Source organism: Acidovorax sp. Root217, from assembly GCF_001428645.1.
Lineage (GTDB): Bacteria > Pseudomonadota > Gammaproteobacteria > Burkholderiales > Burkholderiaceae_C > Acidovorax.
This window is the reverse complement of the sequence record NZ_LMIH01000012.1, coordinates 219,426-236,098: the sequence shown is the minus strand read 5'-3', so window position 1 is coordinate 236,098 and position 16,673 is coordinate 219,426. Positions and strand designations below refer to the sequence as shown.

Sequence of the window (16,673 nt, the reverse complement as noted above, 5' to 3'; positions counted from 1 at the left end):
GTGCATGCACCGGCTTTTTGTCGTTTGCTACTCATTCAATAGCATCCAATCCCTGCTGGCGATGGGCGACAACGCAACCCCGGCTGCGCCACTCACCCAAACAGGCGCTGGACTCGCCACGGCACTCCCTTACGATACGCACGCTTCGCAACCGCCTGCGCGCCGCGCTCCGGTTGCCCCGATTCTTGCCCTTCTGTGGAACACCATCGATGCCATCGCCTCTTGCCCCCCACGCCGCCACGCGGCTCTTCTTCCACGCCAGCGCCCTGGCACTGGCCCTCGCGGCCGCAGGCTGCGCTGCGCCCCCCGTCCAGGTGGCAGAGCCGTCGGCGCCTGCACCCCAGGCAGCCCCCGAACCCCAGCCGCCTGCCGAACCGCCAGGCCGCATCATCTTTGCCGGCTTTGCAATGCACTCGCAGTCCAAGGCCTTCCGCAACGACGTGCTGCTGGCCGAAAAGCTGGTCAGCGGGATCGACCCCAATGCCCTGATGCTCAAGCTGGCCAACCCGGCCAAGGACCAGAGCGCCGACTGGCCCCAGGCCACGGCCGAGAATTTCGCGCTGGTGATGGCCAAGATGGCCGAGGTGGCGCGCCCGCGTGACCGCGTGCTGCTGCTGATCTCCACCCACGCCAACCCCGGACTGCTCAGCGTCAACGTGGGCGGCAAGAACCAGCAACCCATCACGCCCAGGATCCTGAGCGACGCCCTGGCGCCCCTGGGCAAGGTGCCCACGCTGGTGGTGCTGTCGGCGTGCTACAGCGGCTCGTTCATCGAGCCCCTGAAGGCACCGAATCGCGTGGTGCTGACCGCGACCGATGTGCGCAGCACCTCGTTCAAGTGCCAGTACGAGGGCAGCCACACGCCCTTCGGTGATGCCCTGTTCGGCCAGGCCGGCGCGGAAGGCCTGTCGGTGACCGACTGGATGGGCGAAGCGAAAAAAGCCATCGCCGCACAGGAAAAGCGCCGCAAGCTGCCGGCCTCCAAGCCGCTGGCCTTCGTCGGCGACGAGGCCAAGGCCTGGGCCGGCCAGCCCCTCAAGGACTGGCTGCTGGCGCCCTGAGGACCTGCCGCGATCCTTGCGCCGCGCACTGCCCGGCGCGCCCCTCTGCCTTTGACACCCCCGATACGCCATGCTGACTGACCGCACTGCCGCCCCCCAAGCCACGCCCCTGTCCGGCCCGCTGCTGGACGCCTACCTGGACCAGGCCGAAGCGCTGGTCGAAGGCGAAGAGGAGGACGAAGAAGAAACCCCGCAGCAGGAGGGCGCGGCCGCACAGGCGCAGCGCACCGAGGCGCTGGCGCGGATGCTGGGCCAGCAGGTGCTGCAGCCGGCCTCGCTGGAGGTGCTGTACCGCATCCATTCCCTCTGGATGCAGGCGGTCCAGCCCGCCATGGCGCTGCAGGCCATAGACACCCATGCCGCCGCACTGCTGCAGGACCTGCCACCCGCCGAGCGGCACGACGCACAGGTCGGTACCGGCTTTTCCCGCACCCAGGCCTTGCGCTCCCTGCCGGACCAGGTGCCAATGCTGCACCAGGCCCTCGAAGGCATGGCCCAGTTGCTGGCACAGCCGCCCCTGCAGCACCAGTCGGACGATGCCTGGGAGCACCTTGCCGGCCAGGCCGAACGCAGCCAGCACTGCGGCGTGTGGCGCCGCAGCGTGCAGGCGCGCCACGCGCTGCAGGTGGTGCAGCCTGGGCGGGCGGCCTTTCGCGCCTGGGACGATGCCGTGCTGGCCACGCGCATGGCCGAGGCCTGGGCGGCCGAAGGCGATGCCGCGCAGGCGCAGCAACTGGTACAGCAGGCCATGGACCACCTGCGCCATGCAGTGGACGGACAGGACGTGGACCACAACGACTGGCTCAAGCTGGGCGAGCGGCTGGTGGTGCTGGACCCGTCCAGCATCGACACCATCGCGCAGCAGGTTCCGCTGCGCATGCCGGCCGACCTGTCGCGCCCCCGGCAGCGCGACGTCTCGGTGCGCCGCGCACGCCTGCATGCCAAGGCGCTGCACCGGCAGGGTCAACTCGACGCAGCCATCGCCCAGGGGCTGCAAGGCCGCTTCGGCCTGACCGATGACCAGGACGACAGCTTCAGCGCCCTGGTGCTCGACTGGCTGGTGCAAGCCGGCCGCCTGGATGCTGCAGCCCGGCTGGCGTACGAGTGCATCAGCAGCGAGCGCCCCACCTCCGCCGGGCATGCCTGCAGGGTGGCGCTGGCCCAGCTGGCAGAGCACGGCACGGCGGGCCGACCATTGGACATCTACTGGCACCTGGCCCTGGCGTCTGCGGCCACCATCGATGGCACCGAGTGGGCCGCCCACCCGCAGGAACCGCAGGCCTTTGCGCAGCACCACCTGCAGGAGGCCTGCAAGATGGACCCCGCCCACCCGGCCATCGCCGCGCAGCAGGGCCTTAAGCGGTTTGAAGACGGTGACCACGCAGGCGCCCTGCCCCTGCTGGAGTCCGCCGCCCGCGAGCCCTTCATGGCCGCACCCGACGTGCTGCAGGCGCTGTGGGTCTGCAGCGCCAAGGTGCACGGCATCGCCAAGGCGCTGCAGCGGCCCTTCCCCGCCTCACCGGCGGCGGGCTGGTGCTACAACATCGGCGTGTGGCTCGATTTCAGCTTCCAGGAGGCCTGCGGCATCGACGATGGCGACTGGCCCGAGCGCGACGTGGACACACTCAAGGCGCGCTACTACGAGGCGGCCGTGGTGCACTTCGATGGCTTCTTCGCCACGGGCGAAGGCTGGTTCCGCGATGCCGATGTGCACGTCTACTCCATGCTGTGCAACAACCTGGGCATCTACTACCGCTGGGCACTCAAGGACTACGACAAGGCCATCGACCTGCACCACAAGGGCCTGGCCACCAGCCCCTTTGCCGAGCACCACAACGGGCTCATGTCCTGCTACGAGGCGGCCGAGCGCAAACCCGAGTTCATTGCCGCCGCCGACAGGTTGTGGCACTACGCGCTGGACCACGGCTACGGACGCCACGACCCCACGGAATACTTCAAGGGCGTATGCCACGCGCTGTACGGGCTGGACCGCGACAACGAGATCGCCATCTGGCTGCAGCGCCTGGACGAATGGTGGGCCGGCCTGGACCAGGAGGACCAGGCCGAGAACGAAGAGGACTACCTCTCCACGCTGCTGGTGATGCTGCGCGACCTGGCCTGGTCGCAGCCCGCCGACGCGCTGGCGCGGCTGGAGCAGGCCATGCCCCGCACCCTGGCCAGCTCCCTGCCCGGCATGCGGCGCGTGGCAGGCAACGTGCTGGAGTACGCCGGCCAGCATGAGCGGGCCATGGCGTTGTACCAGGAGTCGCTCAAGAGGGTGCGCCCCGGCGAACCGGACGATCAGGAGCAGGCCGGGTACGCGCGCGAGAACATGGACCGCTGCAAAAAGGCCATGCGCGCGAAGAACCCTTGGTGGAAGGTCTGGTAGTGGCCGTGGGGGCTTCGCCGGCACGCAGCATGTACGGTGCGCGCGACGTGGTCAACGCGCCGGCCATCCGCAGCGCCATCGAGCGCCGCAGCCGCGCGCGCAACGACCCCGAGGAGGTGCGCGCCTGGCTGGCCAACCACTTCTACCGCCATGTGGTAGGCAACCTGCAGGCGAGCACCCCTGTGGTGCAGGCCGTCACGCAGCGCGAGCAGGCGCAGGCCCTGCTCAAACCGGCAGCCGTACCGCCTTGGGCACTGGCCCGTCTGGTGGAGGCCTCGCCACGGCACACGGCTGCTCCCACCACGGCGCTGTGGTGGGTCGATCCCGAGGCCGAGGCCGTGCTGGCGCTGGAGTCGCGGCTGGTGGAGTTCCTGATGTCGCGCGAAGGGACCGCACTGCAGGGCAAGCTGCAGCGTGTGACGGCCCCGCAGGCGCTGGCGCAGTGGGACGAGGAGCATGCAGCCTACGAGGCCAAGGCCGCAGCCGGCTGGCGCGAGCACGCGCCCGACGCGGTGGCCCCGGTGTGGCAGGGAGAGCAGGGGCATTTCGTCGAATTGCGGCCGGACAGCACGCACCTGCGCGCTGAGATGGCCTACGAGAGCCAGATGATGCGCCACTGCCTGGGCCAGTTCGCCAACCGCCGCAGCCTCGGTGGCGGCTACGGCGAGCACTACGCCAGCGCCTGCGAAGGGGGCCGGCTGCGCCTGTTCTCCTACCGCACGGCGGGAAACCTGCCGCACATCACCATCAGCGCGCATGTGCGCGAAGGTGGCCGCCTGGCCATCGACCAGATCAAGGGCAAACAGAACCGCCCGCCCATCGGGCGCTACCAGGGCGAGGTGCTGGCGCTGCTCAACCAGCTCGGCACCTGCGGGGGTGCACCGCCCGACGCGCTGCAGATGGGCATCGTGCACACCTCCCAGGGCTGGTGCGCCGTGCGCGACGTGGCGCTGGAGGCCGACCAGCTGCGCCTCATCCAGAGCCGCCCGGCGCTGGTGCGCGAGCTGCCCGCGCCCTCGGTGCTGGTGCAGTGGCTGGTGGCCGCGCGCGATCCGGCGCTGCTGCGGGGCCTGCCCCTGGCCGCTTCCGTGGCTGCGGCGCTGACTGCTGCAGCGCCGAACGGCACGGAGCGCACGCCATGATCGCCTGGCTGGTGTTCGCGCTGGGGTTCTGCCTTCTGGGATGGCTGGCCTGGCGGTTGCTGCTGTGGGTGCTGGGGCCGTTTCTGCGCTGGTACGGGCGCCCCCGCCTGCGCCGGCAGTACGTGCTGGACGCGCACTGGAGCTGGACCCTGGCCCTGGCCGACCCCATGGCTTTCGCGCGCATCCAGGGCGGCTTTGCCGATGCGCGCATGCCCGTGCTGTCCGAGCCGCTGCAGCAATCGCTGCGCCCGGCCCTGCTGCACCTGCTGGGCCTGCGCAGCGACATGGCGGACGACCAGGTCCGCAAGGTCCTGCCCGGGCAGTTGCGCGAGGGCTGGTTCCGCATGGGCCTGGACGCCCTGCGGCCCGACGATGTCCCGCGCGATGCCATGGCGCTGGCCTGCGCCCGCGTGGCCTTTGCGACGCGCACGGCCGCGCTGCTGGGTTGGCTGGACGAGGCCACGCAGTGGCATATCCTGCACCACAACGCGCAGCGCGCGGCCGACTGCTTTCAGGGCTGGCAGGATTTCGGCACCGCCTGCGCGCGCGGCCGCCGCCAATGGGTGGCCCATTCGCGCGCCGACAGCCTCGGAGTGGCGTTCACCGAAGACGACGTGGCGCAATGGGTAGCCAACCGGGACCACCCCTGGCACTGGCTGCCCTGGCCGCTGCCGCCACCGCCCATGAAAAAGCCCTGAGAAGCCGGCGCTCGTCAGGGCTGTTGGGTGATCGAGGACCGGGGTCAGAACGGCATCTTGGGCATGCCACCGCCGCCCAGGCCTTTCATGCCACCCATTTTCTTCATCATCTTCATCAGGCCGCCGCCCTTCATCTTCTTCATCATGTCCTGCATCTGCTCGAATTCCTTGAGCAGGCGATTCACCTCCTGGACATGCACGCCCGCGCCGCCCGCGATACGCTTCTTGCGCGTGGCCTTGATGAGCTCGGGCTTGCGACGCTCCAGCGGGGTCATGCTCTGGATGATGCCTTCCTTGCGCTTGATGTCCTTCTCGGCCTTGTCCATGTCCACGGCGCCGGCCTTGGCGGTGAACTGGGCCGGCAGCTTGTCCATGAGGCTCGACAGCCCGCCCATCTGCTTCATCTGCTGCAGCTGCGAGAGGAAGTCGTTGAGATCGAAGCCGTCGCCGCTCTTGACCTTGGCGGCGAGCTTTTGCGCGGCCTCGATGTCCACGCCGGCCGTGACCTGCTCCACCAGGGCCACGATGTCGCCCATGCCCAGGATGCGGCCCGCATGGCGCTCGGCGTCGAAGACCTCCAGGCCGTCGAGCTTCTCGGAGACACCGGCGAACTTGATCGGCGCACCGGTGATCTGGCGCACCGACAGGGCGGCACCGCCACGCGAGTCGCCGTCGAGCTTGGTCAGCACAATGCCGGTGAGCGGCAATGCTTCCTTGAAGGCTTTGGCCGTGTTGATCGCGTCCTGGCCCTGCATGGCATCGACCACGAACAGGGTTTCAACGGGGTTCAGCGCGGCATGCAGGTCCTTGATTTCCTTCATCAGCACTTCGTCGATGGCCAGGCGGCCGGCCGTGTCGACCAGCAGCACGTCGAAGTAGTGCTTCTTGGCGTAATCGAGCGCGGCCAGGCCGATATCGAGCGGCTTCTGGTCGGGGGTGCTCGGGAACCACTCGGCGCCGGCCTGCTTGGTCACCGTCTTGAGCTGCTCGATGGCAGCGGGGCGGTAGACGTCGCCGGAGACGGTAAGCACCTTCTTCTTGCGTTTTTCGATCAGGTGCTTGGCCAGCTTGGCCGTGGTGGTGGTCTTGCCGGCCCCCTGCAGGCCGGCCATCAGGATCACGGCGGGTGGCTGGGCGGCCAGGTTGATGTCGGAAATGCCCTCGCCCATGGTTGCGGCAAGTTCGCGGTTGACGATGGAGACCAGGGTCTGGCCCGGCTTGAGCGAGCCCAGCACCTCCTGGCCCAGGGCCTTTTCCTTGACGCGGGCAATGAAATCACGCACGACGGGCAGGGCCACGTCGGCTTCGAGCAGGGCCATGCGCACCTCGCGCAGCATGTCCTGCACGTTGGATTCGGTGATGCGGGCCTGGCCGCGCATCTCCTTGACGAGGCGCGTGAGTTTGTCGGTAAGGGCGGAGGCCATAGGGATTGTTCCGGGTTTGCGCGCGGGCAAGCGGCGTGCGCGCCAGGGGGTACTGGCGATGGGGCGAAAGGCTACTAAACTCTGAGGCATGATTTTACCCAGTGCTTCTCCCATGGGTTGGCTGCTCGCGCTTGCCGCAGCGGCAGCCTATGCCATGCCCGCAGCCGCGGCGTCGCGCCTGGGGGCGGCGGGCATGCGCAACGCCCTGCTGGTCGCATGGTTGCTGCATGGGGCCACCCTGGTGCTGGGGCTGTGGAGCGAGGCTCCGCGCTTCGGCTTCGCGCCGGCGCTGTCGATGACGGCCTGGCTGGTGCTGACGGTGTACGCGGTCGAAAAGCAGCTGTTTCCGCAGATGCAGGCGCGCTGGGTGCTGGCGGCGCTGGGCGCGGCGGCCATCGTGCTGGCCCTGGTGTTCCCGGGCCAGCCACTGCATGTGTCGGCCTCGGCCTGGCTACCGCTGCACCTGGCCCTGGGCATCGCCTGCTACGGCCTGTTCGGCGCTGCGGTGGTGCACGCCTGGCTGATGACACGGGCCGAGCGCCACATCCGCCAGGCCGAAGACCCGCACAGCGGCATTCCGCTGCTCACACTGGAGCGCCTGACCTTCCGCTTCGTGACCGCCGGCTTCGTGCTGCTCACGGCCACGCTGCTGGCCGGCTGGCTTTTTGGCGACGCGCTCTACGGCCGCGCCTGGCGCTGGGACCACAAGGCGATTTTCTCGCTGATGGCCTGGATCACGTTTGCCACGCTGCTGCTGGGCCGTGCACGCTTTGGCTGGCGCGGCCGCACCGCCGTGGGCGTGCTCTATGCCGGTGCGGGGCTGCTGCTGCTGGCCTATGTGGGCTCGCGTTTCGTGCTCGAAGTCATTCTGGGCCGCAGCGCATGAAGTACCTCGTTCTGCTGGTGGTGCTGGTGGTGGCCATCGGCATCTGGCGCAGCAACCGCGCCGCACCCAAGGAAGCCCAGCCCGGCAAGGCCCGCCCCCCGGCGCTGCCCCAGGACATGCTGGCCTGCGCGCACTGCGGCGTGCATGTGCCGCGTGCCGACGCGCAGATCCAGGGCAACCTCGCCTACTGCAGCCTGGAGCACCAGCGCCTTGGCAAGCCCTGAGCCGACCATGGCGGACAACGTGCTGCCGGGCAACAATCTGCTCGTGACGGTGGACGCACCTTTCCTGCGCCTGTGGAAGGGCTTCCTGACCGCCCGGGTGATGGTCGCCATCGCCCTGGTCCTGCTGCAGACGCTCGGGCAGGCGGTCAACCAGGTGCTGGACCCCGCCGCACTGTCGGTCTCGGGGGCCTACCTCGTTGCCACCCTCCTGATGCGCATCCTGGCGCGCCACCGGCCGCCATCGCCGGGCACAGGCGTGCACTGGCTGCCGTCCATCGGCGTCGACCTGGCGGTGGTCTGCGTGCTGCAGCTGCTGCACTCGGGCGCACTGAACTACACCCCGCTCTTCGGCCTGCCGATCCTGATGGCGGCGGTGCTGGGCACGCTCACGCTGGCGCTGGGCACCACGGCGGGTGTCACCCTGCTGCTGCTGGGCCTGGCGTGGCTGGGCTCGCGCTCCGGTGTCGACGACCCGCAACGCTACCTGCAGAGCGCCCTTACCGGCACGGGCTACTTCATCGTCTCCTACCTGGTACACCAGCTCGCCACGCGCCTGGCGCGCGAGCAGGAAGTGGCCCAGCAAAGCCAGATGACGGCGCGCGTGCAGACGCAGGTGAGCGCCCTGGTGATCCAGAACCTCACCGACGGCGTGCTCGTGGTGGACGAGAACGACGTCGTGCGCACGGCCAACCCGGCCGCGCTGCAGTTGCTGGGGCAGCCGCCCCTGCCGCCGCTGCCCTTTTCGCTGACGCATGCGGCCGCATGGGATCCGCTGGTGAAGCTGGCACGCCGCACCTTTCGCCAGGAGCAACCCCAGACCGCCGATGCGGACCTGCTGCACCCCGGCGAGAGCCCGACCGGGCTGCATGTGCGCACCTGGCTGACCTCCTCGCGCACACCGGCCCGCGAGGCCGGCAGCGAGCGGCTGTGCGTGATGTTCCTGCACGACCTGCGCGAGATGCAGGCGCGCCTGCGCACCGAGAAGCTGGCCGCGATGGGCCGCATGTCGGCCGCCGTGGCGCACGAGATCCGCAACCCCCTGGCAGCCATCGTCCAGGCCAATGCCCTGCTGGAAGAAGACCTGACGGACCCCGGCCAGAAGCGCCTGGCGCACATGGTGCAGCAGAACGCCGACCGCCTGGCGCGCATTGCCGAGGAGGTGCTGGACATTGCCCGCGTGCAGCACCAGATCAGCCAGTCGCCGGCCTCCACCCTGCACCTGGACAGCGCCGTGGCGCAGATCTGGAGCGACTGGCAGGGGCAGGAGACGGACAAACGGCGCGGCCTGGTCGCGCTGAGCGCCGGCGATGCGCAAGTGGAATTCGACACCGAGCACCTGCGCCGCGTGCTGGTGAACCTGCTGGACAATGCCCTGCGCTACATGGGCCCGGAGCCGGATTCGCTGTGCATCGCCACGCGCACCACCATCACGGGCCAGGTCAGCCTGCAGGTCTGGAGCGATGGCGCCCCCATGGACAAGTCCGTGGAGCGCCACCTGTTCGAGCCCTTCTTCTCTTCCGAAAGCCGCTCCAGCGGCCTGGGCCTGTACATCTGCCGCGAGCTGTGCCAGCGCCACGGCGCCTCCATCGGCTACCAGCGCGTGGTGCGCCTGACCCAGCGCGGCGATACCGGCGGCAATGCTTTTACGGTAGGCTTTCGGCGCACCACCCGGCCCGCCGAGCCCGCCTCCCTGTTCGACACGATTGTTGTCTAAAGCTCCATGAACGCCCCTGCTGCCTCCATCCTTGTCGTGGACGACGAGCCCGACCTGCGCACGCTCTACGAGCTCACGCTGCTGCGCGAGGGCTACCGCGTGGAGACCGCCGCCAGCGTGCAGGAGGCCCGCGAGCAGCTCAAGGCCCACCGCTTCGACGCCGTGATCACCGACATGCGCCTGCCCGACGGCTTTGGCATGGAACTGCTGCAGGACCTGCGCGACCAGCAGCGCAAGGAGCGCTGCGTGGTGATGACGGCCTATGGCTCGGCCGAAAACGCCGTGGAAGCGCTGCGCTCCGGCGCCTTCGACTACCTGACCAAGCCGGTGGACCTGAAACAGTTCCGCTCGGTCGTGGCCTCGGCCATCCAGGGTACGGGCGGTGTGCCCGCACCGCGCGCAGCGCGCACCCCGGGCGGGCGCCAGAGCGGCACGGTCGATGCGCAGGCCTCTTCGTCGGCGCTGGACCGGCTGGTCGGTGAATCGGCCGCCATGCGCAACGTCAAGCAGCGCGTGGCCAAGGTCGCGCGCGGCATGGCACCGGTGCTGATCCACGGCGAGTCGGGCACCGGCAAGGAGCTGGTCGCCCAGGCACTGCACGCCAGCAGCCAGCGCGCGGACGGCCCCTGGGTGGCCGTGAACTGCGGCGCCATCCCCGAAAACCTGCTCGAGGCCGAATTCTTCGGTGCGCGCAAGGGCTCCTACACCGGCGCCAGCCAGGACCGGGACGGCTACTTCCAGGCGGCGCGTGGGGGCACCTTGTTCCTTGACGAGATCGGCGACCTGCCGCTGGCCATGCAGTCGAAGCTGCTGCGCGCCATCCAGGAGCGCAGCGTGCGCGCCCTGGGCTCCACGCAGGAAGAGACGGTGGATGTGCGCATCGTCAGCGCCACGCACCGCGACCTGGCGGCCGACGTGCAGACCGGCCGCTTCCGCCAGGATCTGTATTACCGCCTCAACGTGATCGAGGTCGTGATCCCGCCGCTGCGCGAGCGGCGCGAGGACCTGCCCGCCCTGTGCCGGGCCTTGCTCGCGCGCATCGCGCAGGAGTCGGGCATGCCCGTGCCGGCACTCACCGAGCACGCCATACAGGCGATTGCCGCCCACCCGCTCACCGGCAACGTGCGTGAGCTGGAGAACCTGCTGCACCGGGCCGTGGCCCTGAGCGAGGGGGACGAGCTGCACGTGGACGGCGTGGCACCGCCTGCGGGGGGCTTTCCGGCCGCTGCGGGCAGCGCAAGCCCGGCCCCCGCGCAGGCTTCAGACGCTGCGGCTTTCAACCCCATCGCCGTGCCGGACACGCTGCAGGCGGAGGACGCATCGACACCCCGCCCGGCCCTGGGCGGGGCGCCCGGCTCCCCCATGCCAGGCGCCAGCACGCCCCTGCCCAGCGACCTGCAGGCCTGGCTGGACCAGCAGGAGCGCGACATCCTGGTGCGCGCACTGCGCGAGGCGGGGTTCAACCGCACGGCCACGGCGGCACGCCTGGGCATCAGCCTGCGCCAGATCCGCTACCGCATTGCGCGCCTGAACATCGCCGTGCCCAATGACCAGGATGCCCATGACGACATCGGCTGAGGGGCCGGACGCCGACGGTTCCCCCTGGGACCAGGGCTGGCACCGGTCGGCCGTGCGCCAGCCCTCGCCCAACTTCGGTCCGCGCCCTCCCGCAGCGCAGATCGACCTGATCGTGGTGCACTCCATCAGCCTGCCGCCGGGCGAGTACGGGGGCCCGGCCGTGCGCCAGCTCTTCACCAACACGCTCGACTGGGACGCACACCCTTATTACCAGGGCATCCGTGGCCTCACGGTGTCCGCGCACTTTGTCATCGACCGCACCGGAGTGCTCTGGCAGTTCGTGGACTGCGACCAGCGCGCCTGGCATGCGGGGCCCTCGGCCTATCGGGGCCGCGCGCAATGCAACGACGACTCCATCGGCATCGAGCTCGAAGGCCTGGAGGGCGAGTGCTTCGAGGCCGCCCAGTACGCCACGCTGGCTTGGCTGTGCCGTGACATTGCACGGCGCTATCCCGTCGCCCACCTGGCTGGCCACGAGCACATTGCCCCAGGGCGCAAGCGCGACCCGGGTGCGGGCTTCGACTGGGCGGGCCTGCAGCAGTCGCTGGGCTGGCCACCGGAGTGCTTTCCGGTCGACACGCAGCCGGCCTCCACCACCGGCGCCTGACCCCGCGCACCGGGCCGGTGCGCGCAGGCTGCAGCACCCGCAGCGGATGTCGCAACAGCACGTCACCTCACCGCTGCAGCAAAAATATTTTTTGCTGCGCATGCACAAAACGGCCGCTTCAATCTGCACGCGGTCTGCCATGCAAAACCGGGCCGCATCACGCGCCACTGCGTGGTTTTCACAGCCATCCATCGGACACAAGGCGCGCGCACGGCAGCCCCGATAGGCCGATGCGGCGTGGGGGAAACATGCTGTTTCGGATTTTGGCATCTCTGGCGGCGGTACACTACCGGTAGCGTATTGAACGCAACTGACACACCATATATAGTGTGCGACAGGCCAGAAACTGGCGCACCACTTCTCCCTCGCGGCGGCACTGCCACCCGCCTGCACATTCCAGACAGCACCCAAAAAGAGGACACCCATGCACGCTGCTTTGAACACGCCTTCATCCACCACCCGCCCCGCATCCCAGGATGCGCCCGAGGCATCTTCTGCTGCACCAGAGGGAGCGAACACGTACTCCCATTACCAGATCATCCGCCGCAATGGCGCCGTGGTCCCGTTCGAGCCGCAGAAGATTGCCGTGGCGATGATGAAGGCGTTTCTGGCAGTGCACGGCACCCAGGGTGCTGCATCGGCCAGCGTGCGCGAAGTGGTGGACTCGCTGACCCAGAACGTCGCCCGCGCCCTGGCGCGCTCGCGTCCTGGCGGCGGCACCTTCCACATTGAAGACGTGCAGGACCAGGTGGAACTGGTGCTGATGCGCGGCGGCCACCACGAGGTGGCCCGCGCCTACGTGCTGTACCGCGAAAGCCGCACCCAGGAGCGCGCCCGCCATGTCGAACAGGAAACGGCTGCCGCGCCCGCCCCCGCACTGCACGTGCTGGATGGCGACAAGCGCGTGGTGCTGGACCTGGGGCGCCTGCGTGGCCTGATCGAGTCGGCCTGCGTGAACCTGGGCGCGGACATCTCGGCCCAGCCCATCGTGGCCGAGACCATGCGCAACCTGTACGACGGCGTCCCCATGGACGAGGTCTACAAAGCGTCCATCCTGGCAGCCCGCACGCTGATCGAGAAGGACCCCGACTACACCTACGCCACCGCACGCCTCTTGCTGCATACCATCGTGCGCGAAGTGCTGGGCCGTGAAGTCACGCAGGACGACATGGGCCAGAGCTACGTGGACTACTTCCCGCAGTTCATCCAGAAGGGTGTGGACAACGAGCTGCTGGACCCGCGCCTGCTGACGTTCGACCTGGCCCGCCTGGGCGCCGCCCTCAACGCCGACCGCGACCTGCAGTTCGATTACCTGGGCCTGCAGACCCTGTACGACCGCTACTTCCTGCACGTGCGCAAGACCCGCATCGAGCTGCCCCAGTGCTTCTTCATGCGCGTGGCCATGGGCCTGTCGCTCAATGAAGCCGACCGCGAAGCCCGCGCCATCGAGTTCTACGAGATCCTCTCGAGCTTCGACTTCATGTCCAGCACGCCCACGCTGTTCAACAGCGGCACGCTGCGCTCGCAGCTGTCCTCGTGCTACCTGACCACGGTGCCCGACCACCTGGAAGGCATCTACGACTCCATCAAGGAAAATGCCCTGCTGTCCAAGTTTGCCGGCGGCCTGGGCAACGACTGGACCCGCGTGCGCGCCCTGGGCTCGCACATCAAGGGCACGAACGGTGAATCACAGGGCGTGGTGCCCTTCCTCAAGGTGGTCAACGACACGGCCGTGGCCGTGAACCAGGGCGGCAAGCGCAAGGGCGCCGTCTGCACCTACCTGGAAACCTGGCACCTGGATATCGAGGAGTTCCTGGAGCTGCGCAAGAACACCGGCGATGACCGCCGCCGCACGCACGACATGAACACGGCCAACTGGATCCCCGACCTGTTCATGCGCCGCGTGATGGAAAAGGGCACCTGGACCCTGTTCTCGCCCTCCGACGTACCCGACCTGCACGACCTGTTCGGCACTGCCTTCGAGAAGGCCTATGTGGCCTACGAAGCAAAGGCCGCGCGCGGCGAGATCAAGCCCTCCAAGACGGTGCAGGCCACCGACATGTGGCGCAAGATGCTGACCATGCTGTTCGAGACCGGCCATCCCTGGATCACCTTCAAGGATGCCTGCAACGTGCGCTCGCCCCAGCAGCACGCTGGCGTGGTGCACTCGTCCAACCTGTGCACCGAGATCACGCTGAATACCAGCGATACCGAGACCGCGGTCTGCAACCTGGGCTCCGTGAACCTGCTGCAGCACTTGAAGGACGGCCAGATTGACCACGCCAAGCTGCGCAAGACCATCACCGTGGCAATGCGCATGCTGGACAACGTGATCGACATCAATTACTACGCGGTCACCAAGGCGCGCGACTCCAACCTGCGCCACCGCCCTGTGGGCCTGGGCCTGATGGCCTTCCAGGACAGCCTGTACGAGCTGCGCATTCCCTACGCCTCGCAAGCGGCCGTGGAATTCGCCGACCGGTCGATGGAAGCAATCTGCTACTACGCCTACTGGGCCTCGACCGAGCTGGCCCGCGAACGCGGCCAGTACGAGAGCTACAAGGGCTCGCTGTGGGACCAGGGCATCCTGCCCCTGGACACGCTGGACATGCTGGCCACGGCACGCGGCGGCTACGTTGAAGTGGACCGTTCGGCCACGCTGGACTGGGATGCCCTGCGCAAGAAGATCGTCCAGGACGGCATGCGCAACTCCAACTGTGTCGCCATCGCCCCCACGGCCACCATCTCCAACATCATCGGCGTGGACGCATCGATCGAGCCTTCGTTCGGCAATCTGTCGGTCAAGTCCAACCTGTCGGGTGAGTTCACCGTGATCAACGGCGGCCTGGTGCGCGACCTCAAGCGCCTGGGCCTGTGGGACGACGTGATGATCATGGACCTCAAGCACTTCAAGGGCTCGCTGCACCCCATCGACCGCGTGCCGGCAGACATCAAGGCCCTGTACTCCACGGCCTTCGAAGTCGATTCGCAATGGCTGGTGGAGGCCGCATCGCGCCGCCAGAAGTGGATCGACCAGGCCCAGAGCCTGAACATCTACATGGCCGGTGCATCGGGCAAGAAGCTCGACGACACCTACAAGCTGGCCTGGCTGCGCGGCCTGAAGACCACCTACTACCTGCGCACGCAAAGCGCCACGCACGTGGAGATGAGCACCGTGAACACGCGCCAGCTCAACTCCGTGTCGTCGGGCAGCGATGCAGGCTCTGCACAGGCCGCACCCGCCAAGCCCAGCGCGATGGAAGTGGCTGCTGCAGCCGCTGCCGCGCAGGCCGCTGCGCTGCCTGCCACCGACGTCAAGTTCTGCGCCATCGATGATCCAACCTGCGAGGCCTGCCAGTAAGGCCTCATGAAGCGGCGCGCATGCAGACCCATGCACGCCGCTTCGGTGCTGTGAAGCAACAAAACGTTGCTGCGCAACGCTGCAGTGCTTTCCTTTTTGCAGCACTGCTTTCATAATCCGAACACTGGAAAATCTATGTTGTCCTGGGACGAAGAAGTCAAGCCCTCATCGCAAAATCAACTGGACGGTGGACTGCACAAAAGCCACCCGGCGGAACAGCCGCCTGTGTCTTTCCAGACCCCCTCGCTTCAGGAAGTGCATGCGTCGATGACGGCATCCGCTGCACCGCAAGCCGCCCCTGCCACAGCACCCGCGCACCGCCGCGTGAACGCTGCCGACAAGCGCATCATCAACGGCCAGACCGACGTCAACCAGCTGGTGCCGTTCAAGTACAAGTGGGCCTGGGAAAAGTACCTCGCCACCTGCGCCAACCACTGGATGCCGCAAGAGGTGAACATGACGCGCGACATCGCGTTGTGGAAGGACCCGAACGGCCTGACCGAAGACGAGCGCCGCATCATCAAGCGCAACCTCGGCTTCTTCGTGACCGCCGACTCGCTGGCCGCCAACAACATCGTGCTGGGCACCTACCGCCACATCACGGCGCCCGAGTGCCGCCAGTTCCTGCTGCGCCAGGCGTTCGAGGAAGCGATCCACACGCACGCCTACCAGTACATCGTGGAGTCGCTCGGCCTGGATGAAGGCGAGATCTTCAACGCCTACCTGGAAGTGCCCTCGATCCGCGACAAGGACCAGTTCCTGATCCCCTTCATCGAAGCGATTATGGACCCCAACTTCCACACCGGCACCTTCGAGACCGACCAGACGCTGCTCAAGTCGCTGATCGTGTTTGCCTGCCTGATGGAAGGCCTGTTCTTCTACGTCGGCTTCACGCAGATCCTGGCGCTGGGTCGCCAGAACAAGATGACCGGCGCTGCCGAGCAGTACCAGTACATCCTGCGCGATGAGTCGATGCATTGCAACTTCGGCATCGACCTGATCAACCAGCTCAAGCTGGAGAACCCGCACCTGTGGACCGCAGAGTTCAAGGCCGAGATCAAGGCCCTGTTCATGCAGGCCGTGGAGCTCGAATACCGCTACGCCGAAGACACCATGCCGCGTGGCGTGCTGGGCATGAACGCCTCGATGTTCAAGGGCTACCTGCGCTACATCGCCAACCGCCGCGCCACCCAGATCGGCCTGGAGACGCTGTTCCCCAACGAAGAAAATCCCTTCCCCTGGATGAGCGAGATGATCGACCTGAAGAAGGAACGCAACTTCTTCGAGACGCGCGTCATCGAGTACCAGTCGGGTGGCGCATTGTCCTGGGACTAGCCTCGCAGGTGCACGCACGCCATGGATCCCCACACCACGCCCTGCACGGACAACGCCCAAGCGCGTTGCCGTGCAGGGCGTTCCCGTGTTCATGGAGATGGGGTCAACCCCATCTCCATGGATCGCTTCATGTCCACTGTAGACACGAAGTGCTCTTTGCAAATTGACTCAAGGAGAACATGATGGCAACTGCGAAAAAACCCGCTGCAAAGAAGGCAGCTCCCGCGAAGAAGGCTGTAGCTGCAAAGCCAGCG

12 protein-coding genes are annotated in these 16,673 nt (G+C 67.7%); 11 read left to right on the top strand and 1 reads right to left on the bottom strand.

Features of this window, described 5'->3' with window-relative positions; all coding sequences use genetic code 11:
* Positions 1 to 209: 209 nt before the first annotated feature.
* The 4 genes from ASE31_RS11210 (at position 210) to ASE31_RS11195 (ending at position 5,290) form a co-directional block, all read left to right on the top strand.
* The gene (locus ASE31_RS11210) at positions 210 to 1,061 is read left to right on the top strand and encodes a C13 family peptidase (protein ID WP_057201722.1); all 852 of its coding nucleotides are present in this window, start codon (positions 210 to 212) and stop codon (positions 1,059 to 1,061) included.
* Between the two features lie 70 nt (positions 1,062 to 1,131).
* Positions 1,132 to 3,450 carry a hypothetical protein gene (locus ASE31_RS11205; protein ID WP_057201721.1) on the top strand — a complete coding sequence of 773 codons (2,319 nt, stop codon included), beginning with the start codon at positions 1,132 to 1,134 and terminating at the stop codon, positions 3,448 to 3,450.
* Positions 3,435 to 4,592 (top strand): hypothetical protein, encoded by a 1,158-nt coding sequence (locus tag ASE31_RS11200; RefSeq protein ID WP_235514413.1) that lies wholly within the window; start codon positions 3,435 to 3,437, stop codon positions 4,590 to 4,592. Before ASE31_RS11205 ends, ASE31_RS11200 begins: the two co-directional genes overlap by 16 nt.
* On the top strand, positions 4,589 to 5,290 hold the full coding sequence (locus ASE31_RS11195) for a DUF1266 domain-containing protein (RefSeq protein WP_057201720.1): 702 nt from the start codon (positions 4,589 to 4,591) through the stop codon (positions 5,288 to 5,290). The genes ASE31_RS11200 and ASE31_RS11195 overlap by 4 nt, the downstream gene beginning before the upstream one ends.
* Before the next feature lie 44 nt (positions 5,291 to 5,334).
* Here ASE31_RS11195 and ffh read toward each other — a convergent pair whose 3' ends face one another.
* Positions 5,335 to 6,714, bottom strand: coding sequence for a signal recognition particle protein (ffh, locus tag ASE31_RS11190; RefSeq protein WP_057201719.1), 1,380 nt, complete (start codon positions 6,712 to 6,714; stop codon positions 5,335 to 5,337).
* 88 nt (positions 6,715 to 6,802) lie between these two features.
* Here ffh and ASE31_RS11185 point away from each other — a divergent pair, with 88 nt between their 5' ends.
* The 7 genes from ASE31_RS11185 (at position 6,803) to ASE31_RS11155 (ending at position 16,419) form a co-directional block, all read left to right on the top strand.
* Positions 6,803 to 7,600 (top strand): inner membrane protein YpjD, encoded by a 798-nt coding sequence (locus ASE31_RS11185; RefSeq protein WP_057201718.1) that lies wholly within the window; start codon positions 6,803 to 6,805, stop codon positions 7,598 to 7,600.
* The gene (locus ASE31_RS11180; protein ID WP_057201717.1) at positions 7,597 to 7,824 is read left to right on the top strand and encodes a PP0621 family protein; all 228 of its coding nucleotides are present in this window, start codon (positions 7,597 to 7,599) and stop codon (positions 7,822 to 7,824) included. The genes ASE31_RS11185 and ASE31_RS11180 overlap by 4 nt, the downstream gene beginning before the upstream one ends.
* Positions 7,825 to 7,831: 7 nt before the next feature.
* Positions 7,832 to 9,538: an ATP-binding protein gene (locus ASE31_RS11175; protein ID WP_057201716.1), complete on the top strand. Its 1,707-nt coding sequence runs from the start codon at positions 7,832 to 7,834 to the stop codon at positions 9,536 to 9,538.
* 6 nt (positions 9,539 to 9,544) lie between these two features.
* Positions 9,545 to 11,116, top strand: coding sequence for a sigma-54 dependent transcriptional regulator (locus ASE31_RS11170; RefSeq protein WP_057201715.1), 1,572 nt, complete (start codon positions 9,545 to 9,547; stop codon positions 11,114 to 11,116).
* Complete coding sequence (gene ampD / locus ASE31_RS11165) at positions 11,094 to 11,723, top strand: 1,6-anhydro-N-acetylmuramyl-L-alanine amidase AmpD (RefSeq protein ID WP_057201714.1); 630 nt, start codon at positions 11,094 to 11,096, stop codon at positions 11,721 to 11,723. The genes ASE31_RS11170 and ampD overlap by 23 nt, the downstream gene beginning before the upstream one ends.
* A 424-nt stretch (positions 11,724 to 12,147) precedes the next feature.
* On the top strand, positions 12,148 to 15,084 hold the full coding sequence (locus ASE31_RS11160; protein WP_057201713.1) for a ribonucleoside-diphosphate reductase subunit alpha: 2,937 nt from the start codon (positions 12,148 to 12,150) through the stop codon (positions 15,082 to 15,084).
* Between the two features lie 135 nt (positions 15,085 to 15,219).
* Positions 15,220 to 16,419 carry a ribonucleotide-diphosphate reductase subunit beta gene (locus ASE31_RS11155; protein WP_057201712.1) on the top strand — a complete coding sequence of 400 codons (1,200 nt, stop codon included), beginning with the start codon at positions 15,220 to 15,222 and terminating at the stop codon, positions 16,417 to 16,419.
* The last annotated feature ends 254 nt before the right edge of the window (positions 16,420 to 16,673 follow it).